Annotated in this window: 17 protein-coding genes and 2 tRNA genes; 14 read left to right on the forward strand and 5 right to left on the reverse strand. The window is 59.3% G+C overall.

What is annotated here, in order from left to right:
* Positions 1–87: 87 nt before the first annotated feature.
* The 7 genes from hfq to H8B20_RS18700 all read left to right on the forward strand — a co-directional run bounded on the left by hfq (position 88) and on the right by H8B20_RS18700 (position 8,716).
* Positions 88–348 (forward strand): RNA chaperone Hfq, encoded by a 261-nt coding sequence (hfq, locus tag H8B20_RS18670; RefSeq protein WP_007902656.1) that lies wholly within the window; start codon positions 88–90, stop codon positions 346–348.
* Positions 349–360: 12 nt separating this feature from the next.
* Positions 361–1,662: a ribosome rescue GTPase HflX gene (gene hflX, locus H8B20_RS18675; protein WP_042557387.1), complete on the forward strand. Its 1,302-nt coding sequence runs from the start codon at positions 361–363 to the stop codon at positions 1,660–1,662.
* A 96-nt stretch (positions 1,663–1,758) separates the two neighbouring features.
* The gene (gene hflK, locus H8B20_RS18680; RefSeq protein WP_042557388.1) at positions 1,759–2,928 is read left to right on the forward strand and encodes an FtsH protease activity modulator HflK; all 1,170 of its coding nucleotides are present in this window, start codon (positions 1,759–1,761) and stop codon (positions 2,926–2,928) included.
* Positions 2,928–3,797 carry a protease modulator HflC gene (hflC, locus tag H8B20_RS18685; protein ID WP_042557389.1) on the forward strand — a complete coding sequence of 290 codons (870 nt, stop codon included), beginning with the start codon at positions 2,928–2,930 and terminating at the stop codon, positions 3,795–3,797. The genes hflK and hflC overlap by 1 nt, the downstream gene beginning before the upstream one ends.
* A 313-nt stretch (positions 3,798–4,110) precedes the next feature.
* The gene (locus H8B20_RS18690; RefSeq protein ID WP_150594042.1) at positions 4,111–5,298 is read left to right on the forward strand and encodes an ATP phosphoribosyltransferase regulatory subunit; all 1,188 of its coding nucleotides are present in this window, start codon (positions 4,111–4,113) and stop codon (positions 5,296–5,298) included.
* A gap of 54 nt (positions 5,299–5,352) precedes the next feature.
* Positions 5,353–6,642: an adenylosuccinate synthase gene (locus H8B20_RS18695; RefSeq protein ID WP_210624155.1), complete on the forward strand. Its 1,290-nt coding sequence runs from the start codon at positions 5,353–5,355 to the stop codon at positions 6,640–6,642.
* Between the two features lie 139 nt (positions 6,643–6,781).
* Positions 6,782–8,716 (forward strand): methyl-accepting chemotaxis protein, encoded by a 1,935-nt coding sequence (locus H8B20_RS18700; RefSeq protein ID WP_210624156.1) that lies wholly within the window; start codon positions 6,782–6,784, stop codon positions 8,714–8,716.
* A 90-nt stretch (positions 8,717–8,806) separates the two neighbouring features.
* Here H8B20_RS18700 and H8B20_RS18705 read toward each other — a convergent pair whose 3' ends face one another.
* From H8B20_RS18705 to H8B20_RS18720, 4 genes are all read right to left on the reverse strand, one after another.
* Positions 8,807–10,372 carry an ABC transporter permease gene (locus H8B20_RS18705; RefSeq protein WP_047299493.1) on the reverse strand — a complete coding sequence of 522 codons (1,566 nt, stop codon included), beginning with the start codon at positions 10,370–10,372 and terminating at the stop codon, positions 8,807–8,809.
* Positions 10,372–11,382 (reverse strand): extracellular solute-binding protein, encoded by a 1,011-nt coding sequence (locus tag H8B20_RS18710; RefSeq protein WP_210624157.1) that lies wholly within the window; start codon positions 11,380–11,382, stop codon positions 10,372–10,374. The genes H8B20_RS18705 and H8B20_RS18710 overlap by 1 nt, the downstream gene beginning before the upstream one ends.
* Positions 11,383–11,692: 310 nt before the next feature.
* A tRNA-Leu gene (locus H8B20_RS18715) sits at positions 11,693–11,779 on the reverse strand.
* 181 nt (positions 11,780–11,960) lie between these two features.
* Positions 11,961–12,047 (reverse strand) — tRNA-Leu (locus H8B20_RS18720).
* Positions 12,048–12,271: 224 nt separating this feature from the next.
* On the opposite strand from H8B20_RS18720, the gene rnr reads away from it, so the two are divergent.
* The 7 genes from rnr to dnaB all read left to right on the forward strand — a co-directional run bounded on the left by rnr (position 12,272) and on the right by dnaB (position 19,569).
* Positions 12,272–14,902 carry a ribonuclease R gene (rnr, locus tag H8B20_RS18725; protein ID WP_210624158.1) on the forward strand — a complete coding sequence of 877 codons (2,631 nt, stop codon included), beginning with the start codon at positions 12,272–12,274 and terminating at the stop codon, positions 14,900–14,902.
* Positions 14,899–15,666, forward strand: coding sequence for a 23S rRNA (guanosine(2251)-2'-O)-methyltransferase RlmB (rlmB, locus tag H8B20_RS18730; protein WP_042557396.1), 768 nt, complete (start codon positions 14,899–14,901; stop codon positions 15,664–15,666). Before rnr ends, rlmB begins: the two co-directional genes overlap by 4 nt.
* Positions 15,667–15,973: 307 nt before the next feature.
* The gene (gene rpsF, locus H8B20_RS18735) at positions 15,974–16,396 is read left to right on the forward strand and encodes a 30S ribosomal protein S6 (protein ID WP_003236224.1); all 423 of its coding nucleotides are present in this window, start codon (positions 15,974–15,976) and stop codon (positions 16,394–16,396) included.
* Positions 16,397–16,424: 28 nt separating this feature from the next.
* The gene (rpsR, locus tag H8B20_RS18740; protein ID WP_003171373.1) at positions 16,425–16,655 is read left to right on the forward strand and encodes a 30S ribosomal protein S18; all 231 of its coding nucleotides are present in this window, start codon (positions 16,425–16,427) and stop codon (positions 16,653–16,655) included.
* 36 nt (positions 16,656–16,691) lie between these two features.
* Positions 16,692–17,585, forward strand: a complete 894-nt coding sequence (locus tag H8B20_RS18745) for a hypothetical protein (protein ID WP_047299496.1) — start codon at positions 16,692–16,694, stop codon at positions 17,583–17,585.
* Between the two features lie 18 nt (positions 17,586–17,603).
* Positions 17,604–18,050 carry a 50S ribosomal protein L9 gene (gene rplI / locus H8B20_RS18750; protein WP_042557398.1) on the forward strand — a complete coding sequence of 149 codons (447 nt, stop codon included), beginning with the start codon at positions 17,604–17,606 and terminating at the stop codon, positions 18,048–18,050.
* A 121-nt stretch (positions 18,051–18,171) separates the two neighbouring features.
* Positions 18,172–19,569 carry a replicative DNA helicase gene (gene dnaB / locus H8B20_RS18755; protein WP_042557399.1) on the forward strand — a complete coding sequence of 466 codons (1,398 nt, stop codon included), beginning with the start codon at positions 18,172–18,174 and terminating at the stop codon, positions 19,567–19,569.
* Positions 19,570–19,614: 45 nt separating this feature from the next.
* On the opposite strand, the gene H8B20_RS18760 is transcribed toward dnaB, so the two are convergent.
* Positions 19,615–24,261: an NEL-type E3 ubiquitin ligase domain-containing protein gene (locus H8B20_RS18760; RefSeq protein ID WP_228732709.1), complete on the reverse strand. Its 4,647-nt coding sequence runs from the start codon at positions 24,259–24,261 to the stop codon at positions 19,615–19,617.
* Between the last annotated feature and the right edge of the window lie 43 nt (positions 24,262–24,304).

Genomic DNA, 24,304 nt, shown 5'->3' on the forward strand with positions numbered 1-24,304 from the left:
CAATTGCCGTCTATCCTTGGGGGTGTGACGGCTAAAGCCATCTGAATTACCTATTTTTATTATTGAATCCTTAAAGGAGTGCGGCACATGTCAAAAGGGCATTCGCTACAAGACCCTTACCTGAATACTTTACGTAAAGAGAAAGTTGGGGTTTCCATCTACCTGGTCAACGGTATCAAACTGCAAGGCACGATCGAGTCGTTCGACCAGTTCGTGATCCTGCTGAAAAACACCGTAAGCCAAATGGTTTACAAACACGCTATCTCGACAGTCGTGCCGGTTCGTCCAATTCGTCTGCCTAGCGCAACCGAATCCGAAGCAGGTGACGCTGAGCCAGGTAACGCCTGATAGGAGTCTCCTTTGTTCTTTGAGCGCCACGGTGGTGGTGAGCGAGTAATCCTCGTTCACTTGGATGGACAGGACCCTGAGGCGCGCGAAGATCCGCAGGAGTTTCAGGAACTGGCTAATTCGGCAGGCGCCGAGACCGTTGCGTTTTTTAACGTGCCGCGTCATCGGCCAACTGCCAAATTCCTGATCGGCAGCGGCAAGGTCGAGGAACTGCGCGACCTGGTCCATGCCGAAAAGGCCGATCTGGTGATTTTCAATCACATCCTCACGCCCAGTCAGGAACGTAACCTCGAACGTGTTTTCGAGTGTCGCGTGATCGACCGTACCGGTCTGATTCTCGATATTTTCGCTCAGCGCGCCCGTACCCATGAAGGCAAGCTCCAGGTCGAACTGGCCCAGCTTGACCACATGAGCACGCGGCTGGTTCGTGGCTGGACTCACCTTGAGCGTCAGGGTGGCGGTATCGGCATGCGCGGTCCGGGTGAAACCCAGCTTGAAACCGACCGTCGTCTGTTGCGGGTTCGCCTGCGGCAGATCAAGGGCCGGCTGGAAAAAGTGCGCAGCCAGCGCGAGCAGTCGCGGCGCGGCCGTTCGCGTGCGGATATTCCTACCGTGTCTCTGGTGGGCTATACCAACGCCGGTAAATCCACGCTCTTCAACAACGTGACGAAATCCGACGTGTACGCGGCTGATCAATTGTTCGCCACGCTGGACCCGACCTTGCGCCGTCTGGAGCTGGACGACCTGGGGCCGATTGTCCTGGCCGACACGGTAGGTTTCATTCGTCACTTGCCACACAAGCTGGTCGAGGCTTTTCGGTCTACGCTCGAAGAGTCGAGTAACTCCGACCTTCTGCTGCACGTTATCGACGCGGCCGAACCGGATCGCATGTTGCAGATCGAGCAGGTGATGGTGGTGTTGGGCGAGATTGGCGCCCAGGACTTGCCGATCCTCGAGGTCTATAACAAACTCGATTTGCTTGAAGGCGTTGAGCCGCAAATCCAGCGCGATGCCGATGGCAAACCGCAACGGGTCTGGTTGTCGGCGCGTGATGGCAGTGGTCTGGAATTACTTGAACAAGCCATTTCCGAGTTGCTGGGCGGTGATTTGTTTGTGGGTACATTGCGCTTGCCGCAACAATTCGCTCGACTGCGTGCGCAGTTTTTCGAACTCGGTGCGGTGCAAAAAGAAGAGCACGACGAAGAAGGCATCAGCCTGCTGGCCGTTCGCTTGCCCCGGGTCGAGTTGAATCGACTGGTAAGCCGCGAAGGATTGCAGCCGATGGAATTCATCGAGCAACACACTTTGCAATAAAAGCCTGACAAAGCGGTTGTGCCGCAACGTCAGGCATTCTGTAGCATTGGTCGGCGCGCCGTGGGTGCGTCTTTGCTTTATCAGATGGAGAGCGCTATGGCTTGGAATGAGCCGGGTGGCAACTCGAATAATCAGGATCCTTGGGGTGGCAAGCGCCGCAATAACGGCGACCGCAAGGGGCCACCGGATCTCGACGAGGCCTTCCGAAAGCTGCAGGAAAGCCTGAACGGATTGTTCGGTGGTGGCAAGAAACGTGGTGATGACGGCGGTGGTTCGAGCAAGAGCGGCGGCGGTTTCGGCGGTCTGATCGGTATTGCCCTCGTTGTGCTGGCGGCTGTCTGGCTGTACAGCGCGGTTTACGTGGTGGACGAGCAGGAGCAAGCCGTAGTGCTGCGCTTCGGCAAATACTACGAAACCGTCGGCCCGGGTCTGAACATCTACTTCCCGCCGATCGATAAAAAGTACATGGAGAACGTCACGCGTGAGCGTGCCTACTCCAAGCAGGGCCAGATGCTGACCGAAGACGAGAACATCGTCGAAGTGCCGCTGACCGTGCAGTACAAGATCAGCAACCTGCAGGACTTCGTACTGAACGTCGACCAGCCGGAAATCAGCCTGCAGCACGCGACCGAAAGTGCGCTGCGTCATGTGGTGGGTTCCACCGCGATGGATCAGGTGCTGACCGAAGGTCGTGAGCTGATGGCCAGCGAAATCAAGGAACGTCTCCAGCGTTTCCTCGATACCTATCGCACCGGTATCACCGTTACTCAGGTCAACGTACAGAGCGCCGCTGCACCGCGTGAAGTACAGGAAGCCTTTGACGACGTGATCCGCGCCCGTGAAGACGAGCAGCGTTCGCGTAACCAGGCAGAAACCTACGCCAACGGCGTGGTGCCGGAAGCTCGTGGTCAGGCCCAGCGTATCCTCGAGGATGCCAATGGTTACCGCGACGAAACGGTCTCGCGCGCCAAGGGTGAGGCGGATCGCTTCACCAAACTGGTTGCCGAGTATCGCAAGGCGCCTGAAGTCACCCGCCAGCGTCTGTACCTGGACACCATGCAGGAAGTCTTCAGTAACACCAGCAAGGTACTCGTGACCGGCAACAAGGACGGCCAGAGCAATCTGCTTTACCTGCCGTTGGACAAAATGATCCAGAACAGTTCGGGCAACGCACCGGTAACCGGTTCGGCCGCCGCCAGCAGCAACACGGACGTCACGCCGCATGTCACTGACGTGCCGCAGTCGCGTACAAGGGAGACCCGCTGATGAGCAATAAATCGCTGATCGCCCTGATCGTTGGCGTCGTTGTCGTACTGGTGGGCTGGAACTGCTTCTACATCGTGGCTCAGACCGAGCGTGCGGTGTTGCTGCAGTTCGGTCGTGTGGTTCAGGCCGATGTCCAGCCGGGTCTGCATGTGAAAGTGCCTTACGTCAACCAGGTGCGCAAGTTCGACGCCCGCCTGCTGACGCTGGATGCACCGACGCAGCGCTTCCTGACCCTGGAAAAGAAGGCCGTGATGGTCGATGCCTATGCCAAGTGGCGCGTGAAAGATGCCGAGCGCTTCTACACCGCGACTTCCGGCCTCAAGCAGATCGCCGACGAGCGTCTTTCCCGTCGACTGGAATCCGGTCTGCGTGACCAGTTCGGTAAGCGAACCCTGCACGAAGTCGTGTCGGGCGAGCGTGATGCGCTGATGGCTGACATCACCGCGTCGCTGAACAAGATGGCAGAGAAAGAGCTGGGTATCGAAGTCGTCGATGTCCGGGTCAAGGCCATCGATCTGCCGAAAGAAGTGAACCGCAGTGTGTTCGAGCGTATGAGCACCGAGCGTGAGCGTGAAGCTCGCGAGCACCGCGCCAAGGGTAACGAGCTGGCTGAGGGCATCCGTGCCGACGCCGATCGTCAACGACGCGTGCTGCTGGCTGAGGCCTATCGTGAATCTGAAGAGGTTCGCGGTGATGGTGATGCTCAGGCCGCTGCGATCTACTCCAAGGCCTATGGTCAGGATCAGGAGTTCTACGGTTTCTACCGTAGCCTGCGCGCCTACCGTGAAAGCTTCGCGAACAAATCCGACGTCTTGGTCCTCGACCCAAGCAGTGACTTTTTCCGGTACCTGGAAAAGTCCAAGCCTTGATACGGCGTTGACCTGAATCATTCCGCCCGGCGGCTAAAACCTCGGGCGGGGTGATCCTTTGGGAAAACGTGTGTATGATGCGGCAGCCGGGAAATTCCCGGCTTTTTTGCGTCTGCACGTTTGATTGCTGTTTTTACTGCAGAACATCGAGTTGAATGGCTCGACAGTTTTTCGAGGAAAGTGATGGGCGAAGCCGGTTAGAGGCCTTTCGCTGCGTCGTTCATGCGCGTGCGTTTTGAACGGGCCGGTCATTTTCTGCTTCACTCAAGGCTCGCCCTAGTGCTGGCCGCCCGGATCAAAGGGGAATGGCGTAATGGCAACGGTAGACCGCTGGCTGCTGCCAGATGGCATCGAAGAAGTACTGCCACCAGAAGCGGCGCGCATTGAAGTCGCGCGTCGTCAGGTGTTGGATCTGTTCCAGAGCTGGGGTTACGAGTTTGTCGTGACTCCCCATATCGAGTACCTGGAATCCCTGCTGACCGGTGCAGGCTCGGACCTCGATCTGCGTACCTTCAAGGTCATCGACCCGCAGTCGGGGCGGCAGATGGGTTTCCGTGCCGACATCACGCCGCAAGTGGCGCGCATCGATGCGCACACCCTGCGTCGCGAGGGCCCGAGCCGTCTGTGCTACGCCGGCAGCGTATTGCACGCCCAGCCGCGTGCATTGTCGTCGTCGCGCAGTCCGATCCAGTTGGGCGCCGAGTTGTACGGCGATGCCAGTCCGAGCAGCGACGTTGAAGTGATCAGCCTGATGCTGGCCATGCTGCAACTGGCCGATGTGCCGGACGTGCACATGGATCTCGGTCATGTGGGTATCTACCGTGGTCTGGCGCGCGCCGCCGGTCTGTCCGGCGAAGTCGAACAGCAGTTGTTCGATGCGTTGCAACGCAAGGCCATCGACGAGGTCATTACCTTGACCGAAGGCTTGCCGGCCGACCTGTCCGGCATGCTCCGTGCGCTGGTTGACTTGTGCGGCGGCCGTGAAGTGTTGAGCGCTGCCCGCGAGCGTCTGGCCAATGCGCCGGCGCCGGTGCTGGAGGCACTGGAAGATTTGCTGGCGATAGCCGAGCGCCTGTCGGCTCGCTTCCCGGAGCTGCCGCTGTATTTTGATCTGGGCGAGTTGCGCGGTTATCACTACCACACGGGTGTGGTGTTCGCGGTGTTCGTACCGGGCGTTGGCCAATCCATCGCTCAGGGCGGCCGTTACGACGACATCGGCGCCGACTTCGGTCGCGCCCGTCCGGCGACTGGCTTTTCCACCGATTTGAAAACCCTGGTGACCCTGGGGCGTGCTGAGATCGAGTTACCGTCTGGCGGTATCTGGATGCCTGACAGTACGGATGCAGCACTCTGGCAGCAGGTTTGTCAGTTGCGCAGTGAGGGTCAGCGTGTCGTTCAGGCATTGCCTGGGCAACCTTTGGCCGCCGCCCGTGATGCGGACTGCGACCGGCAATTGATTCAGCAGAACGGGCTTTGGCAAGTATCGCCACTGGCTTCTTGAGTTTTCCTGCCGGCCATCGCCGGCACCAAGTTTGCGCGAATGAGGACAAGTGTTATGGGTAAGAATGTCGTAGTCCTGGGCACCCAATGGGGTGATGAGGGCAAAGGCAAGATCGTTGATCTGCTGACCGAACATGCTGCCGCCGTAGTGCGCTACCAAGGTGGCCACAACGCTGGTCACACCTTGGTGATCGACGGCGAAAAAACTGTCTTGCACCTGATTCCGTCGGGCGTGCTGCGCGAAGGCGTGCAGTGCCTGATCGGCAATGGGGTAGTGGTTGCACCTGACGCCCTGCTGCGCGAGATCACCAAGCTGGAAGAGAAGGGCGTACCGGTGCGCGAGCGCCTGCGTATTAGCCCGTCCTGCCCGTTGATCCTGTCCTTCCACGTAGCGCTGGACCAGGCTCGCGAAAAGGCCCGTGGCGAGCTGAAGATCGGTACCACCGGTCGCGGCATTGGCCCGGCTTATGAAGACAAGGTTGCGCGTCGTGGCCTGCGTGTGGGCGACCTGCTCAACATGCCGCGCTTTGAAGACAAGCTGCGTGAATTGGTGGATTACCACAACTTCATGCTGGTTGGTTACTACAAAGAGCCTGCCATCGAGTTCGAAAAAACCCTGGCCGAGTGCAAGGAATACGCAGAACTGCTTAAGCCGCTGATGCTCGACGTGACGGCCGAGCTGCACGACCTGCGTCGCGCCGGCAAAGACATCATGTTCGAAGGCGCCCAGGGTTCGTTGCTCGACATCGACCACGGTACCTATCCGTACGTGACCAGCTCCAACACCACCGCGGGTGGCGTGGCGACCGGTTCGGGCGTTGGCCCGATGTTCCTGGACTACATCCTGGGCATCACCAAGGCTTACACCACTCGCGTAGGTTCGGGCCCGTTCCCGACTGAGCTGTTTGACGAAGTGGGTGCGCACCTGGCCAAACAAGGTCACGAGTTCGGCGCTACCACCGGCCGTGCCCGTCGTTGCGGCTGGTTCGACGCCGTTATTTTGCGTCGCGCTATCGATGTGAACAGCATTTCGGGCATCTGCCTGACCAAGCTGGACGTACTCGACGGCCTGCAAACGATCAACATCTGCATCGGCTACAAAGATGCCGATGGCAAAGACGTTGCCCCGACAGACGCTGACAGCTACGTTGGCCTTCAGCCTGTGTACGAAGAAGTGCCGGGCTGGACCGAATCGACCGTGGGTGCCAAAACCCTGGAAGAGCTGCCAGCTAACGCTCGTGCCTACATCAAGCGCGTTGAAGAGTTGATCGGCGCGCCGATCGACATTATTTCGACGGGCCCGGATCGCAACGAAACCATCGTTCTGCGTCATCCGTTTGCTTGATAAGTCGTTGATGTAAATAACAAAGGCCCCTTAATCGGGGCCTTTGTCGTTTATGTCTGTAGGACGGCATGACCTTTGCTGTGAATCTTCCTACAAGAGTGCCATCAATTTAATGGCGTCAGAAGTAGAGGGATTCATAGTGTCAGCCGTTCTCTCACTGTTACAAAGCCGTCTGTTGCGGCCCGTGTTCGTTACCCTTGGTATCGCCCTTTTGGTGCAGGTGTTGGTGGCCGTTGCCCTGACGCGGAGCACGGTCACGGCACTGGAAGCGGATCTGGCGGTGCGCCTCGGTGCCGACAGCCAGAAACTCTCCGGGGAACTGGAGCAGGCAGGGCGTGAAGTCACGTCGAGTCTCGACGCCTTGTCCGCCAGTACCCGACAGCGTCTTACCGCCGGTTTGTCTTCTCGACTGAAGGACGAACAAACGCAATTGCGTGCGACGCTGGAAAAGGATTTGAAGGATTCGGCCAATGACATGGCCCAATTGCTGGCTTCGGTCGCACCCCGCGCCATGTGGGACAGCGACGTGCCGACCCTGTCCGAGTTTGCCCGGCGCGCCCAGCGCAATCCCAATGTGCTGTTCGTGGTCTACGACGACGCTACGGGCCAGCATTTGACTCGTTACCTCAATCGCGAAAACCCGATCAACAAGGCCTTGCTGGAGAAGGGGCAGGGCGAACGTGCGCTGGATAAAGTGCTGGATGCGGCAAAGAACGATCCTTCGGTTTATTACCTTGAAGCGTCGATCAGCCCTAACGGCGTTGAAATCGGCAAGGTGCTGATGGGCGTCTCCACGGCCTCGGTAGAGACCGATCTGGCTGCGCTCGACAAGCGTTTCCTGGCATTGATCGCCAGCAGCGATCAATTGGTCGGTGACAGCCTCAAAGGTGCCGCAGCCGATAGCGCCACTGCGATGCGCGCGCGTCTGCAATCGGCACAATCCACCGCTACCGAGATGAAAGCCAATACAGCCAGCACAGTGCAGGACGCTGCCGCGACCTTGCGTTGGCGCATCGGTATGGGCCTCGCGCTAGTCGGCTGCGGCGTGCTGTTGCTGCTGGCTGTGGTGCTTGGTCATCGCGTGGTCAACCGCTTGAAGATGCTCAATGCAGCGATGGACGACCTTGCAGCGGGCGAGGGTGACCTGACCAAACGTGTGCAGATCAACAGCAAGGACGAGATCGGTGATATGGCTGCAGCGGTCAACCGCTTTGTCGACAAGTTGCAGCCGATCGTGCGTGAGGCGGGTGATGTGGCCCAGCGCACTGGCGTGGAAATCGGCGCGATGACCCTGCGCAATGCCGGTGCCGATGCGGCGGCCGGGATGCAGCGTGACGAAGTCGCGGAAAGTCTGCGGGCGCTTTCGCAAATGGCGGACGAGGCCCAATCGGAAAGCCATGCGATGCAGGCCGCGTTGAAGCAGGTGGTTGATATTCGTCAGGCCACTGATGAGAACACCCGCACGTCGGCCAAGGTCGGCAGTCTGATCGAGGCGCTGGCGGGGCAGGTCGACACGGGGGCGAAAGTCATCGAGCGGCTCGCGCAGCAGAGTGAACAGATTGAAGTGGTACTGACGGTCATTCACGGGATTGCCGAGCAGACCAACCTGTTGGCATTGAACGCTGCGATCGAAGCGGCACGGGCAGGCGAAACCGGGCGAGGGTTCGCTGTTGTGGCAGACGAAGTTCGGGCGCTGGCGAGCAAGACACAAAGCTCTACCGGCGACATCCAGGCGCACATCGTCGCGTTGCAGCAAGGCGCGCGTGAGGCGGTGGAAGCGATCGGGCAGGCCGGACGTCAGGCCAGTGAAGGTTTACTGGTGCTGCGCGACAGTGCGCGGTTGCAACAGTCGGTGCAGGCTTCGGTCGAGCAGGTGCATGCAGCGATTGGTCTGGCAACGCAGGCGGCAGCGCATCAGGCTGCGGGTGCGCAAGCGGTGCGTGGGCGCGTCGAAACGATCCACGCGCAGGCCGAGAAAGCGGCCCAGGCTGTGGTGGAAACCACGGCCAGTGGCAAGGTGCTGGATGGCTTGGCTGCGCAGCTTAAGGCGAGCCTTGGGCAGTTCCGGGCCTGAAGATCAGAAGATCGCAGCCTGCGGTGGCTCCTGCAGGGAAACGCAAAATCCTATGCAGGAGCCGTCGCAGGCTGCGATCTTTTTGCTTTTTCAGCGGCTCAGATACATCCGGGTAGTCAGCAAATAAACAGGCAATCCCGAGACCAATATCAACAGCGCCGCATAAGGCGCCGCCGCTGCAAACTCGACATTCGCGGTATGCGCCCAGACTTCGGTCGCCAACGTATTGAGTCCGGTCGGACTCAATAGCAAGGTCGCCGTCAGCTCTTTCATCGCATCCAGAAAAACCAACGCAAACGCTGCGCCCAATGCCGGGAAAATGATCGGCAGCGTCACCCGGCAAAATGCCGTGAACGACGATGCGCCCAGCGTGCGCGCTGCTTCTTCCAATTGCGGTGCAGCCTTATTCAGCGCGGTGCGAATCGGTGCCTGAGCCAGCGGCAGAAATAGCAGCGCATAAGCAATCAGCAGCAAACCAGATGTCTGGTACAGCGCCGGCACGTAATGCAGGGCGAAATACACCAGCGTCAGTGCGATCACCAGACCTGGCAGCGCATGCAGCAGATAGGGCAGGCGCTCGGCCCAGATCGCCAGTTGACCTTTGTAACGCACCACCAGCAGGCCGACCGGCACCGCCAGCAGCAGGCACAGCGCTGCGCCACCCAGTGATAATGCCAGCGACGACAGCAGCGCTTCGGTAATTGCCGCGACCGGGAATGCCGCCGATGACCCGACGGCCAGCCAATACGCCAACATGCCCAGCGGAATCCCGCTGCCGATAATCGCCAGCGTCAGGCAATAGACTTGACCGACCGCGGCCCAGGGTCCCAGCCTGACTTGCTCGGCCTGACGCGCCGCGCCCTGGCCGGTGCGTACGTGTCGGCCCTTGCCGCGTACGCGCAGTTCCAGCCACAACAGCACCAGGCACAGCGCTAGCAATACCGCAGAAAGCATCGCCGCATTAGCGTTGCTGAACTCCAGTTCGAACTGCTGATAGATCGCTGTGGTGAAGGTTTGCAGGCCGATGATCGACAGCGCGCCGAACTCCACCAGCATGTGCAAGGCTATCAACAGCGAACCGGCCAGCAGCGATGGCCAGAGCAGGGGCAGGGTGACGCGAAAAAACACCCCCCAACGGTTCTGGCCCAGGGTACGGGCGGATTCTTCAAGGGATGGATCGAGATTGCGCAGGGTTGCGGCGACAGGCAGGAAGATCAGCGGGTATTTCGACAGGCTCATCACCAGAATCGCACCGCCAAGGCCTTCGAACTGTGCGCTCAACGACACCCAGGTGAAGCTGCTGACAAATGCCGGCACCGCGAACGGCAGGCATAAAATCACGCCCCATAGACGTCGTCCCGGCAAATTGCTGCGTTCCAGCAGCCAGGCCAGCGACAGACCAATCACGCCGCAGGTGACGGTCACACCGACCATCAATGCCAGGGTGTTGCGCAGCAGGCCGAAAACGTAAGGGCGCCACAACAAGTGCAGCGCTTCGGCCCAGCCGGCCTGCCAGGTTTTCAGCCCGACATATGCCAGCGGCAGCAGGCTCATCACCACCAGCAACAACACGGGTAGCAACAGCCAGATCGACGGCCGCTTGCGTCGTGGCACGTAACCCCCGCGCATGGCGGGGGTGGCTAACGATGCAGTCATCAGTTCAAGCCAACTTCGCGTTCCAGCTCCAGCGCTTCTTCAGCATTGCCCAGGTCGGCCGGGGTGACGTTCGGCGCTTCCAGTTCGCTGAACGGCTTGAGGCCGCGATCAGATTCCATTCCTTTATGCAGCGGGTATTCGGCGGTGGTCTGAGTGATCACCCGTTGACCTTCTTCGCTGGCCATATAGGCGAGGAATTGCTGGGCTTCTTTTGGGTGTTTGCTGGATTTCAGCACGGCGGCACTGGAGACGGTGATCAAGCTGCCGACGTCGCCGCCAGTGAAGTAGTGCAGTTTCGAATCCAGTTTGCCTTTCTCGCGTTGCAGGGCGAACCAGTAGTAGTTGTTCACCAGCACGGTGGCGACTTCGCCGTTTTCCACCGCTTTGAGCGCGACCATGTTGTTGCTATAGGTCTTGCCGAATGCGCGCAGACCGGTCAGCCATTCTTCGGCGGCGTCGCGACCGTGCATCTTGATAATGGCCACGGCCTGTTCCTGGAACGCGCCGCTGGTTGGCACGAAGCCGACCTTGCCTTGCCATTGCGGATCGGAGAACTCCATCACCGATTTCGGCAGGTCTTTCTCATCGATCAGTTTCGGGTTGTAGGCAACCACACGGACCCGGGCGGTCACCCCGATCCAGGTGCCGTTACTCGCGACGTATTTTTCCGGCAGCACGGCCAGCGTGGCGTCATCGGCCTTGGCCAGCAGGCCTTGCTCGCCAAGTTTGTTCAGTGGTGGGGATTCTTCGGTGTAGATCACGTCGGCAGGGGAGCGATCGCCTTCTTCGACGATCTGGCTGGCAAGCTGATTGCTGCTGCCCTTGCGGACATTGACGTGTATGCCGGTCTTGGCTTCGAAGGCTTTGGCGATCGCATCGCCGACTTCCTTGTGCTGGCCATTGTAGAGAGTCAGGGAAACCGCATCGGCAGCCTGGGTGAGGGGAGTGGCGAGTGCCAGGCCGAGAAGGGTGAAGGTCAAGCCTCGGCGCAGGGTATTTCGAAACGTCATTCTCAGGGTTCCTCACTGTCGCATTGCAAAATCTTGCAACAATGATAAACGATATTGTTTCTCAAGTGCGCCTTGCGGGGCTGGACGGGGTCTGATACTGCAGTTGTTGCTCGTTCTGTAGGAGCTGCCGAAGGCTGCGATCTTTTGATCTTGTTTTAAAAGCAACATCAAAAGATCGCAGCCTTCGGCAGCTCCTACAGGGGTGCAATCGAATTTTGAGTAGGTCGCTTGGATTTCAGGAAGGCAGAAACGCAAAAACCCGCTTTCGCGGGTTTTTGAGAAATTCAGGGTCGTAACCTTGAATTTGAATTGGTGCCCAGAAGAAGACTCGAACTTCCACGACCTTGCGGTCACCAGCACCTGAAGCTGGCGTGTCTACCAATTTCACCATCTGGGCAATCATCGCAAGCGTTGCCGCTGTTGATGTGGCGCACTATACGGAGCGCTTTTTGATCTGTAAACCCCTGATTTAATTTTAATAAATCGGTTTTAACAAATCCTTTCCTTAGAATGCAAAAAACCCGCTTTCGCGGGTTTTTGTGTGAGTCTTGAAACTGATCTAGTCTCAAACTCGAAATTGGTGCCCAGAAGAAGACTCGAACTTCCACGACCTTGCGGTCACCAGCACCTGAAGCTGGCGTGTCTACCAATTTCACCATCTGGGCAGTATCGCCAGCGCTTGCGCGTCGTCGATGGCGCGCACTATACGGAGCGTCTTTTTAACTGTAAACCCCTGCTGCCAAATATTTTGATTTTTTTACCAGCGGTGTTCAAAACCGCTTTAAAACGGCGATACAGTGCTTTAGATGGGCCTTTATAGTCTGAAATTTCCCGTTTGATGGCGCCTATGCCAAACTAACCCGTATATAGACAAGGTGAAAACTCTCTAATGGCCGATTGGCAGTCCCTCGATCCCGAGGCCGCTCGTGAAGCGGAAAAATATGAAAACCCTATTCCAAGCCGCGAACTGATCCTTCAGCACCTTGCTGATCGAGGTTCGCCAGCTGCCCGCGAGCAACTGGTCGAAGAGTTTGGTCTGACCACAGAAGACCAGATCGAAGCCCTGCGTCGCCGTCTGCGCGCAATGGAGCGCGACGCTCAATTGATTTACACCCGTCGTGGCACTTATGCGCCGGTGGATAAACTCGACCTGATCCTGGGCCGCATCAGCGGGCACCGTGATGGTTTCGGTTTCCTGGTGCCGGACGACGGCAGCGACGACCTGTTCATGAGCCCGGCGCAAATGCGTCTGGTGTTCGACGGTGACCGTGCGCTGGCCCGTGTCGCCGGCCTCGACCGTCGCGGTCGCCGCGAAGGCATGATCGTCGAAGTGGTCTCGCGTGCTCACGAGACCATTGTCGGCCGCTACTTCGAAGAGGGCGGTATTGGTTTCGTCGTCGCGGACAATCCGAAGATCCAGCAGGAAGTGCTGGTCACGCCGGGCCGTAACGCCAACGCCCAAATCGGTCAATTTGTCGAAGTGAAGATCACTCACTGGCCGACACCACGCTTCCAGCCGCAAGGCGATGTGGTTGAAGTCGTGGGCAACTACATGGCGCCGGGCATGGAAATCGATGTCGCCCTGCGCGCTTACGATATCCCGCACGTCTGGCCTGAAGCGGTCTTGAAAGAAGCCGCCAAGCTCAAGCCTGAAGTCGAAGAAAAAGACAAAGAGAAGCGCATCGACCTGCGCCACTTGCCGTTCGTGACCATCGACGGTGAAGACGCTCGCGACTTCGATGACGCGGTCTACTGCGAAGCCAAACCTGGCAAGTTGCGCCTGTTCTCCGGCGGCTGGAAGTTGTACGTGGCCATTGCCGACGTCTCCAGCTACGTGAAGATCGGTTCGGCGCTGGACAACGAATCTCAGGTTCGCGGCAACTCGGTGTACTTCCCCGAGCGCGTCGTGCCGATGCTTCCTGAGCAACTGTCCAACGGCCTGTGCTCGCTGAATCCGCACGTCGATCGCCTGGCCATGGTTTGCGAGATGACAATCTCCAAATCCGGCGAGATGACCGACTACTGCTTCTACGAAGCGGTGATTCATTCCCACGCTCGCCTGACCTACAACAAGGTCAGTGCAATGCTGGAAACGCCGAAACTTACCGAGGCGCGTCAGCTGCGCGGCGAGTACAACGACGTTCTGCCGCACCTCAAGCAGCTTTATGCGCTGTACAAGGTTTTGCTGGCCGCTCGTCACGTACGTGGCGCCATCGATTTCGAAACGCAGGAAACCCGGATCATCTTCGGGACCGAGCGCAAGATTGCCGAGATCCGTCCAACCGTTCGCAACGATGCGCACAAGCTGATCGAGGAATGCATGCTGGCGGCCAACGTGGCCACCGCTGAATTCCTGAAGAAGCACGAAATACCTGCGTTGTATCGCGTTCACAACGGCCCGCCGCCGGAGCGTCTGGAAAAACTTCGCGCGTTCCTCGGTGAGCTTGGTCTGTCCCTGCACAAAGGCAAGGAAGGCCCGTCGCCGAAGGATTACCAGGCACTGCTGGCCAGCATCAAGGACCGTCCGGATTTCCATCTGATCCAGACCGTGATGCTGCGTTCGCTGAGCCAGGCGGTGTACAGCGCTGACAACCAGGGCCACTTCGGTCTGAATTACGAAGCTTATACCCACTTCACTTCGCCGATCCGTCGTTACCCGGACTTGCTCACGCACCGCGCCATCCGCAGCGTGATCCATTCGAAACAGGACACTCCGCACGTTCGTCGTGCCGGTGCGATGACCATTCCGAAGGCGCGCATTTATCCGTACGACGAGGCAGCGCTGGAGCAGCTCGGCGAGCAATGCTCGATGAGCGAGCGCCGTGCCGACGAAGCCACTCGTGACGTAGTGAACTGGCTCAAGTGCGAGTTCATGAAGGATCGCGTGGGCGAATCGTTCCCGGGCGTGATCACTGCCGTGACCGGTTTTGGTTTGTTCGTCGAGCTGACCGATATCTATGTCGAAGGTCTGGTCCATGTCACCGCACTGCCGGGCGACTACTACCACTTCGACCCTGTGCATCACCGCCTGGCGGGCGAGCGCACCGGTCGCAGCTTCCGTCTTGGCGACACCGTTGAGGTGCGCGTCATGCGTGTCGATCTCGACGAGCGCAAGATCGACTTCGAGATGGCCGAAAAAACCATCAGCGCACCGATTGGTCGCAAGAAGCGTGGCGCCGAAACTGCTGCGCCCGCTGCCAAGACCGCGGCAGAACCGGCTCCAGCGAAAACCGCTGGCCGTCGTCCTGCCAAGGAAAAGGTCAGTGACGCCTATCGCCCAAGCGATGCCGTGGCGAAAAACGCCGAGCTGCGCAAAAGCCGTGAAATGAAGCAGGCTTTGCTCGCCGATGCAAAAAACGGTGGTAAAGCGGCGTCCGGGGGAAAGACCGGACGGTCGGCGCCTGAAAATGCGACCGGCGGCAAGCCAGCCAAACCGAGCAAACACCGTAAAGGCCCGCCGAAAGCGGGTTCGGCTCCAGCCAAAAGTGGCGGGGCACGTAAACCGAAGGCGAAGTCATGAGTCAGTTGGAAAAAATCTACGGCGTTCACGCGGTAGAAGCGTTGCTGCGTCACCACCCCAAGCGCGTCAAACAGATCTGGCTGGCTGAAAGCCGCAACGATCCGCGCGTGCAGACCTTGATCGAACTGGCTAACGAGAATCGTGTCCAGGTGGGTCAGGCCGAGCGTCGCGAGATGGACGCCTGGGTTGAAGGCGTGCACCAGGGCGTGGTTGCGGACGTCAGTCCGAGCCAGGTCTGGGGCGAGGCAATGCTCGACGAATTGCTCGATCGCACCGACGGTGCGCCATTGTTGCTGGTGCTCGATGGCGTGACCGATCCGCACAACCTGGGCGCCTGCCTGCGTTCGGCAGATGCTGCCGGTGCGTTGGCAGTCATCGTGCCAAAAGACAAGTCAGCCACCCTGACACCTGTCGTGCGTAAAGTGGCCTGCGGCGCGGCGGAAGTGATTCCGCTCGTTGCAGTGACCAACCTGGCGCGCACTCTGGAAAAGCTCCAGCAACGCGGTCTGTGGGTTGTCGGCACGGCGGGCGAGGCCGAGGTCAGTATCTATGACCAGGATCTGACCGGCCCGACCATCCTGATCATGGGTGCTGAAGGCAAGGGCATGCGTCGCCTGACCCGTGAGCATTGCGACTATCTGGTGAACCTGCCGATGGCTGGTAGCGTCAGCAGCCTCAACGTTTCGGTGGCAACCGGTGTGTGCCTGTTCGAGGCGCAGCGTCAGCGCGGTGCCAAGGCCAAGGCTTCCGCGAAGAAGTCCTGAGTCGTACACGGCTCAAATGTGGGAGCGAGCCTGCTCGCGAAAGGGGAGTGTCAGTCGACGTAAATGTTGCCTGACAGACCGCATTCGCGAGCAGGCTCGCTCCCACAATGTTTTGTGGTGTGGCATGAATCGGTGATTGTTCAAATAATCACCAATTGCCTTGCACCTCTTCAGTCCCTTCTCTACAATTGCGCCCCTTGCTGTGACGGCAGGCACGCATGTGCCCCGCGCCAGCAAGTCCATAAGTGTCATTCACTCCTTGTCTGACCGTTTTTGAGCGGCAGGCTACAACCCGTAAGGAGCATTCATGCGTCATTACGAAATCATCTTTTTGGTCCACCCGGATCAAAGCGAGCAAGTCGGCGGCATGGTAGAGCGTTACACCAAGCTGATCGAAGAAGACGGCGGCAAAATCCACCGTCTGGAAGATTGGGGCCGTCGTCAACTGGCCTACGCAATCAACAATGTTCACAAGGCTCACTACGTGATGCTGAACGTTGAGTGCACTGGCAAGGCCCTGGCCGAGCTGGAAGACAACTTCCGCTACAACGATGCAGTGATCCGTAACCTGGTCATCCGTCGCGAAGAAGCCGTTACCGGCCAATCCGAGATGCTCAAGGCTGAAGAAAACCGCAGTGAGCGCCGTGAGCGTCGCGACCGTCCTGAGCACGAAGGCGCTGATAGCGCTGATAGTGATGACAGCGACAACAGCGATAACGCTGACGAGTAATCCACGGACCTTTTAAGGAGCCTATCAAATGGCACGTTTCTTCCGTCGTCGTAAATTCTGCCGCTTCACTGCTGAAGAAGTGAAAGAGATCGATTACAAAGATCTCAACACTCTGAAAGCCTACGTATCCGAGACCGGCAAAATCGTTCCAAGCCGCATCACCGGTACCAAAGCTCGTTATCAGCGTCAGCTGGCCACCGCTATCAAGCGCGCCCGCTTCCTGGCCCTGCTGGCCTACACCGACAGCCACGGCCGCTGAGACCGGGCAGTCGACAAGTAGCAAAGGATTGAATGCATGCGTGCCATAGCTGAGTTCATTATGCGAGGCCGTATGCAGGCCACTCTCGTAGTGGCCGGATGTGCAACATTGCCGTTGTTGTATTGGTTGGGTGCTGCCGCCGGGAGCCTTGTGCTTCTGCGGCGCGGATTGAAAGACGCTCTTGGCGTTCTTTCACTGGGGCTGCTGCCAGCGTTGATCTGGTGGTTGTATGCCGATGACCCACGGGCACTTCTGGTGCTTTTGGGGTCTTCGGGGCTTGCGTTGGTTTTGCGCGCAAGTGAGTCCTGGGTTCGTACGCTGCTGGTCAGCGTAGCCGTTGGAGTGGTGTTTTCAGTGGTGCTCGGGGCGGCGTTTGCGGCCCAGATCGAGATGCTCGCGCAGGCCCTTATAAAGGTCATGCCAGCGCTTCTCGGTGAGACCTACAAGCAATTGTCGGTTGATGAGCAAGCGCGTTTCGCGTCCCTGATTGCGCCAGTCCTGACCGGACTGATTGCGGCTTTGTTGCAGATCGTCAGCGTGCTGAGCCTGATTGTCGGGCGTCATTGGCAGGCGTTGTTGTACAACCCGGGTGGTTTTGGTCGCGAGTTTCGCGCCATCCGGATCCCGCTGGGGCCGGCGATGTTACTGCTGGCGTTGATGCTTCTGGGCCCGAATCTCGGTGCACAGATGGCCATGTTGACGCCGTTGTGCAGTGTACCGCTGGTGTTCGCCGGACTTGCCTTGATTCATGGGCTGGTCGGGCAGAAGCGACTGGCCGGTTTCTGGCTGGTGGGGTTGTACGTCACGCTGTTGCTGTTCATGCAGCTGATCTATCCGTTGCTAGTGGTCTTGGCCATTGTCGACAGCCTGATTGATTTTCGCGGTCGTCACGTGTCGAAAGACACCGACAGCGCGAACGGTGAAGGTTAAAAGTTAGAGGATTTTCACATGCAACTGATCCTTCTGGAAAAAGTCACCAACCTGGGCAACCTGGGTGACAAAGTAAACGTTAAGGCCGGTTACGGCCGTAACTACCTGCTGCCTTACGGCAAGGCTACCGCAGCGACCCCAGCGAACATCGCTGCGTTCGAAGAGCGTCGTGCCGAGCTGGAAAAAGCTGCCGCAGACCGTAAAGCATCGGCTGAAAGCCGTGCTGCCCAACTGGCCGAGCTGGAAGTGACCATCACTGCCACCGCTGGCGACGAAGGCAAGCTGTTCGGTTCGATCGGTACTCACGACATCGCTGACGCACTGACCGCTTCCGGCGTTGAAGTGCAGAAGAGCGAAGTTCGTCTGCCGAACGGCACCATCCGCAACGTAGGCGAATTCGACGTAGCCGTGCACCTGCACGCCGAAGTTGAAGCCACCGTACGCGTTGTAGTGGTAGCAGCTTAAGCAACACCTGATCGGCTGGCGGCTTGTACGTCAGACGGTTAACATCGGGCACGATCCTGTTTACAGGTCGTGCCCTTTGTCTTTCTGCATTTCCTGTTTTTACTAAACAACTCAAGTGGCCATGAACGATATCTCCGCTCCCGAGCAATACGATCTGCAAACTGCTGCCCTGAAGGTGCCGCCGCATTCCATCGAAGCCGAACAGGCTGTTCTCGGTGGTCTGATGCTGGACAACAACGCCTGGGAACGCGTGCTCGATCAAGTCTCCGACGGCGATTTCTATCGACATGACCACCGCCTGATATTCCGTGCGATCGCCAAACTGGCCGATCAGAACTCCCCGATTGACGTCGTGACCCTTGCCGAACAACTGGACAAGGAAGGTCAGACGTCTCAGGTTGGCGGTCTCGGTTACCTGGGCGAACTGGCGAAAAACACGCCGTCCGTCGCCAACATCAAGGCCTATGCGCAGATCGTTCGTCAGCGCGCGACATTGCGCCAACTGATCGGTATCAGCACCGAGATCGCCGACAGTGCCTTCAACCCCGAAGGCCGCACTGCCGAGGAAATTCTCGACGAAGCCGAGCGCCAGATCTTCGCAATTGCCGAGGCCCGGCCTAAAACCGGCGGCCCGGTAGGTGTGAACGAGTTGCTGACCAAGGCCATCGACCGAATCGACACGCTGTTCAACACCGACAACGCCATTACCGGCCTGTCGACCGGTTACACCGACCTCGATGAGAAGACCAGCGGCCTGCAGCCGGCGGACTTGATCATCGTTGCTGGCCGTCCGTCGATGGGTAAAACCACCTTCGCGATGAACCTGGTGGAAAACGCCGTACTGCGCAGCGACAAGGCCGTTCTGGTGTACTCCCTCGAGATGCCAGGCGAATCGCTGATCATGCGTATGCTCTCGTCCCTCGGCCGGATCGATCAGACCAAGGTGCGTTCTGGTCAGTTGGAAGATGATGACTGGCCGCGCCTGACCTCGGCGGTCAACCTGCTCAATGATCGCAAGCTGTTCATCGATGACACCGCCGGCATCAGCCCGTCAGAGATGCGTGCCCGCACCCGGCGGCTGGCGCGTGAACACGGTGACATCGGCCTGATCATGATCGACTACCTGCAACTGATGCAGATACCAGGTTCCGGGGGCGACAACCGGACCAACGAGATTTCCGAAATCTCGCGTTCCTTGAAAGCCCTGGCCAAGGAATTCAATTGCCCGGTGGTCGCACTGTCCCAGCTCAACCGCTCCCTGGAGCAACGCCCGAATAAACGCCCGATCAACTCCGACCTCCGGGAATCCGGAGCGATCGAGCAGGATGCCGACGTCATCATGTTCGTTTACCGGGACGAGGTGTATCACCCGGAGACCGAGCACAAAGGCATCGCCGAAATCATCATCGGCAAGCAGCGTAACGGCCCGATCGGCTTTATCCGGCTGGCGTTTATCGGTAAATACACGCGCTTCGAAAACCTCGCACCTGGCAGCTACAACTTCGACGACGACGAATAAAGGCTGGCCGCAATCGCGCTCGGCCAGCCTCGTGGGGCAATGGCGTCAGGCCGTTGTGCCTGCCGCCTCCTCAACGGTGCTGCCGGTTGGATACCCGGCCAGCTCCTGGCGGGTCAGGGTTTCGATCAGCGCGCTTTCCGCAACGATCCATGACGCTTGCAGTGAATTGGACTGCGTCTGGTAATCATCCGGCGCCAGTTCGTTGGCCGCATGCAAATCGTCGAGCGCTGCCTGGCGATCCTGAAACGGTTGCCGCTGCGTTTCAAAATCCACCTGGTACTTGTTGGTGATGAATTTCTGCCAGAACTCCCTGGCCACCAGCGCCTGGAACTCTTGCACGGAGTTGTCCAGCGCCAGCACGCTCTGGTGAGCCGCATTCACATGCTCATCTGAAACATTGACCAGGCGACCGAAGCCCATGCGCTCAGGTTGCCCGGGCAATAGCAGGCGGTCGCGCAGGGCGTGGCGATAGAACAGTCTGATTTCCACCTCTTCCGGTATCTGCGGCGCGGGCAGCCTACGCGCCTCTTCAGGCGTCCTGGACTCGGCGATTGCGGCCTCGCGTTGGGCAATATCGGCCGCCGCGAGGGTGTCGACCTCGTGTAGCCGGAACAGGGCTCTGGACAGTTGGAACAGTGCTGGCCCCTGTTCCCTGTCGCCAGCCTGGGCGAGCGCGTGATGCATCATGACTCTGGTTTCGAGATTGGCGAAAGTGAATGCCGCACGATCACAGCAGGTGGCTTCTCCCGCCCGATCGAACACTTCCCGGCGCAAGTTTTCGGATCGCTCGCTGTTTTCGCTGATGCTGTCGATCAGTTTCCACACCCGCTGTTGCAGGTCGGCGCGGCCGGCACTCTCTGGCAACAAAAGGCGTTCAAGGGTATCGAACAGGCCGCCCGAGCCTTGCTGAGCCTCCAGGGCCTGCCATTGAATCCTTCTGGCCTGCACGTCATCGGCGGCCATCCCCTTGGTCCAGCGCGCCATTGGATCGGCAGCGATCGCATGGTTGGCCGCAGGAACATGACCTCGTGCCGTGTCGACCAGATTATTCGGGCCCGACAGCGGTGTCTCGGCCTGAAGCAATCGTTCGTTGTACTGGTTGATGCGCGCTAGCGTGGCATCGGACAGGAGATTGTTGCGTACGTTGGTGACATTGTTGATGCGCACGGTATGCGGGAGGCGCTCGTTCGTTGGCGCGATGACGGCGTCGGGGATGTCGACGATGCGGTTGTTGCTCAGGTCGAACGTGTCCAGTAGTGGCTGATCGACAATGCCGGCGGGGAATGTATCGATGCCGGTATTGGCCAGGTCGAGATGGCGCATGTCGGTGATGCGGCTGAAGTCCGGGCAGATGCCCAGCCGCGGATTGTCCTGCAGATTCAGCGCTCTTAGTGTCGTGCGCTCGGACAGTACGCGGGCAGTCTCGGCGGTCAGGGACAGTTGATTGTTATCCAGCGACAATCGCGTCAGCCCGTGCATCTCTCCAATGGCCGGCGGCAGTTCGCGCAGTTGATTGCGCGACAGATACAGCCAGCGCACATGGCGGAAGCGCGTCAGAAAACCTTCCGGGGAAGCCCTTAGATCCATATTGTTCAGTTTGAGCGAGCCGACGTGGCTGAAGTCGACGTCGATGTCCGGCAGGCTGGGCAGCCTCAGGCCGCTCAGGTCCAGTTCGAGCCCGATTGGCGTGCGGTCGAAGGCGAGTTTTTGCGGCGTCTCCTGGCGCCAGCAACTGATAATCCGCTCGCTGGCCTTCAGACGGTCGCGCCGCGAGTTGGCGTTGGCTGCCAACTGATTGGCCGGAATGTATCCCATGAGGTTGCCTGCTCCGGAGTAAACCCAATCGTTGAGCTGACGTTTCAGGCCGCTGAAGTCCTGTTCAAGGCCAGTGAGCCGGGCGGACGCGGCATCTTCTTCCAGACTCCACAGGTATTCCCTGCACTGTTTGATGTTTTTGCGCGGATACAATCGGCGATACCGTTGTGCCTGGGAATTTTCACTGTCAAAAATGACGTCATCGGGGCCAGAGGTCAGCAGTTCCGGGTCCACTTCGTTCACCCGCCGCCAGTAGTCGTCGAACCTGCGCCAGTAGTTGGACGGGAAGTCGTTGCCATCGAGCGCGGTGACGCTGTTGATCCGGGCAATGGTCAGCAATTGCTCAGGCGCGGGGTCGAGGAACTGCGCTGGCACCTCGTTCAGGCTGTTATTACGCAGGTCCAGCCGTTTCAGCGCTGTTTTGTCGTGCAGTCCGCTGGGCCAGCGATTGAGCCCTGTGTCGGACAACAGGAGATATTCCAGCTGCGTCATGGCGCTGAAGTCGGGGATCACGTCCAGCGGATTGGCGGACAGGTCGAGGGTCGTCAACCGGCTCAGACCACTGATTCGCGCAGCCGCTTGTTCATCAAGAACGAGAGTGTTCGAACTCAGATCCAGTTGGGTCAGTTTGCTCATTTCACCCACGTTGTCGGGCAGGGACTTGAGGCCGCAATGGGTGATGGATAACGATTCCAGGCTGGTGAAGCTGCGCAGGAACATGTCGCCGGCATCCGACCAGTCAACGGTTCGCAGCACCAGTGCCCTGACGTGGCTGAAGTCCGCCTGCAATGCCGGGAGTGGCCCGAGGGCCTTGGGCAGTGTCAGCGTGTCTGCGGATTTGTCGAGCCAGCATTGCCTGAGCGTTTCAACGACCTCTTGCCTCCAGAGCTTGAATCGCGGATGGGCCGTGGACGCGTTCTCAACGTATTCCTTCAGCTGCACGTCGATGCGCTCCAACGCTTCCACCCGCCCGGCCAGCCCGTAACGCGTTGCTTCATCCAGCCCCATCAGGTAAACCCTGGCCGTCTGGGCATCCTTGTCGGGGTGCAGTCGACGTATCAGGCCCACCTCTGGAATGTCAGCGTCGAGCCGAAACGCGGCCGGGTGAGCGCGGCTGACCAGTTCTGGATGATCGGCGCCGACCCGCTCCCAGAAGCCCTCGAGGGATTTCCAGCAGTCCGCTGCAAAACGGTTGCCTTCCAGCCGCGTAACGCCGTTGATCCGGGCGCGAGCCGGCAGTTGATCCGCTGGCGGATTGAGCACTGCTTCAGGCACTTCACTCAGTTGGTTGTGCCGTAAGTCGACCAGCGTGAGGCCTGATTGCCGGTGCAAACCTGTCGGCCATTGTTCGATGCCGGTGTTGCTCAGGTTCAAGGTCTGCAATTGATCCATCGCAGCAAAATCCGGCGTTCGCCCTAGGGGGTTGCCCGACAGGTCGATATGCCGCAGTCGTTGGAGCCCGGCCAGACGCGCGGCGGATCGTTGATCGAGGCGGATCTGATTGCCGCTCAGATCCAGCGTGATCAGGTTGCGCATGGCGGTGTTGGCCACAGGCAGCTTGTCCAGCGTGGAACGGTTCACGACGAGTCGAGACAGGTCGCTGAACCGGTTGAGAAAGGCGTCGGCGGCGTCCGACCAGGTGAGGGAGTCCAGCTCGAGGGTGCGCACGTTCGCCAGGTCGACCGTGAGCCGTGGCAGCGTCGGATGTTCGTCTGCAAAGACGATTTTCAGCGCGGCGGTTTCCTGTCTCCAGCAACGCTTTATGTCATTGGCTACAGAGGCCATCCATTCTGGGCCGGAACCCTGGGTCGATGTTGCGGTGCTGTCACGTGACCACGCGGCCAACTCGTTTTTCAGCGTCCGGTAATCGGCTTCCTGACGAGTCAGCAGCGTTGCGGCCTCAGTGCCAAACGATCGGACCAAGGCAGTCACTTGCGCCTCGGTCAAGGCTGGATACAGTTTGCGCACGCGCGCCGCCGGACTTTTCAGGCGATTGAGCGCCGAGCTGAAATGATCCTTCCAGCTGGAGGGCTGAGAACTTTGCCCTCGCTGCATGCCACCCGCGCCGGGCACGTTGACGCCCAACCAACCGTCCACCGCGTCGAACACGATGGCTTGCGACCTGCCTGGGCGCGTGGCGACATAGCGGTTGTCGGTAGCGCTGGCCACCGGGTCTTCGGTACGGACAATCCGCATCACCGGTGTGAGTGCCGTCGATGCGTCGAGGTCGTGCAGGGTTTGGTAGGCGTGATTGTCGATTACTACGTAGAGCTTGCCGTCCAGGCGGAAAAGTCCGTCGTCACCGGGGGGGATACCGGTGAAATCCAGCGCTGTGCGAAATCCCTGCAGGCGCGCTGCGCTCAAGGCGAAAGTGATGGGCTCAACCTCCAGTGGCTCCCACAGGTGGCTGGTCGGATCGCGCACCAGCACCGGGCCGGAAGGGTGCAGCTCGCTCGGCAGGCGGGCGCGAAGCTGGCCTGTGGCAACAATCGGCGCCACTTCGACAATGCCTCCCTCGGCGACATCCACGTACTGCCGACCTTTGTGGATTCTGACCCCGTGTTCGTTGGCAGGCGCCAAGGTGATGTCCTCGCTGATCCGGTAATGCGCCAGTGGCATTGACTCAGTGGTTGGCCGGGCAGCAGCAGTTTCCGTGGGTTTGATAGTCAACACCGGTGCAGGCGTGATCGCGTCCAGGCCGGCCTCATCGAGGGGCATGCCGTGGCGCAAGGTAACGGTTGGCGATAGCGCGTCGTCAGGCCCCGCATGGGTGCGCGTGGACGCATCGCGCCGTTGCGCTGCCGCGAGGTCAGGTTCGTCAGGCCGTGCGTGGATATCGACAGTGATTTTGCCTCTGACAGGCTGTTTGGGTGACATGCGTTCATCCTTGAAGGTTTGTCATTTCATGGGTGACCCGGTC

Origin of the sequence: Pseudomonas sp. P42 (genome assembly GCF_017973755.1) — a bacterium.
Taxonomy (GTDB): domain Bacteria; phylum Pseudomonadota; class Gammaproteobacteria; order Pseudomonadales; family Pseudomonadaceae; genus Aquipseudomonas; species Aquipseudomonas iridis.

Bases quoted from the DNA above. Each gene is read 5' to 3' on its own strand.
- hfq (WP_007902656.1), top strand. From the start codon at position 88: ATGTCAAAAGGGCATTCGCTACAAGACCCTTACCTGAATACTTTACGT.
- hflK (WP_042557388.1), top strand. From the start codon at position 1,759: ATGGCTTGGAATGAGCCGGGTGGCAACTCGAATAATCAGGATCCTTGG.
- hflC (WP_042557389.1), top strand. From the start codon at position 2,928: ATGAGCAATAAATCGCTGATCGCCCTGATCGTTGGCGTCGTTGTCGTA.
- H8B20_RS18690 (WP_150594042.1), top strand. From the start codon at position 4,111: ATGGCAACGGTAGACCGCTGGCTGCTGCCAGATGGCATCGAAGAAGTA.
- H8B20_RS18695 (WP_210624155.1), top strand. From the start codon at position 5,353: ATGGGTAAGAATGTCGTAGTCCTGGGCACCCAATGGGGTGATGAGGGC.
- H8B20_RS18705 (WP_047299493.1), bottom strand. From the start codon at position 10,372: ATGACTGCATCGTTAGCCACCCCCGCCATGCGCGGGGGTTACGTGCCA.
- H8B20_RS18710 (WP_210624157.1), bottom strand. From the start codon at position 11,382: ATGACGTTTCGAAATACCCTGCGCCGAGGCTTGACCTTCACCCTTCTC.
- rnr (WP_210624158.1), top strand. From the start codon at position 12,272: ATGGCCGATTGGCAGTCCCTCGATCCCGAGGCCGCTCGTGAAGCGGAA.
- rlmB (WP_042557396.1), top strand. From the start codon at position 14,899: ATGAGTCAGTTGGAAAAAATCTACGGCGTTCACGCGGTAGAAGCGTTG.
- rpsF (WP_003236224.1), top strand. From the start codon at position 15,974: ATGCGTCATTACGAAATCATCTTTTTGGTCCACCCGGATCAAAGCGAG.
- rpsR (WP_003171373.1), top strand. From the start codon at position 16,425: ATGGCACGTTTCTTCCGTCGTCGTAAATTCTGCCGCTTCACTGCTGAA.
- H8B20_RS18745 (WP_047299496.1), top strand. From the start codon at position 16,692: ATGCGTGCCATAGCTGAGTTCATTATGCGAGGCCGTATGCAGGCCACT.
- rplI (WP_042557398.1), top strand. From the start codon at position 17,604: ATGCAACTGATCCTTCTGGAAAAAGTCACCAACCTGGGCAACCTGGGT.
- dnaB (WP_042557399.1), top strand. From the start codon at position 18,172: ATGAACGATATCTCCGCTCCCGAGCAATACGATCTGCAAACTGCTGCC.
- H8B20_RS18760 (WP_228732709.1), bottom strand. From the start codon at position 24,261: ATGTCACCCAAACAGCCTGTCAGAGGCAAAATCACTGTCGATATCCAC.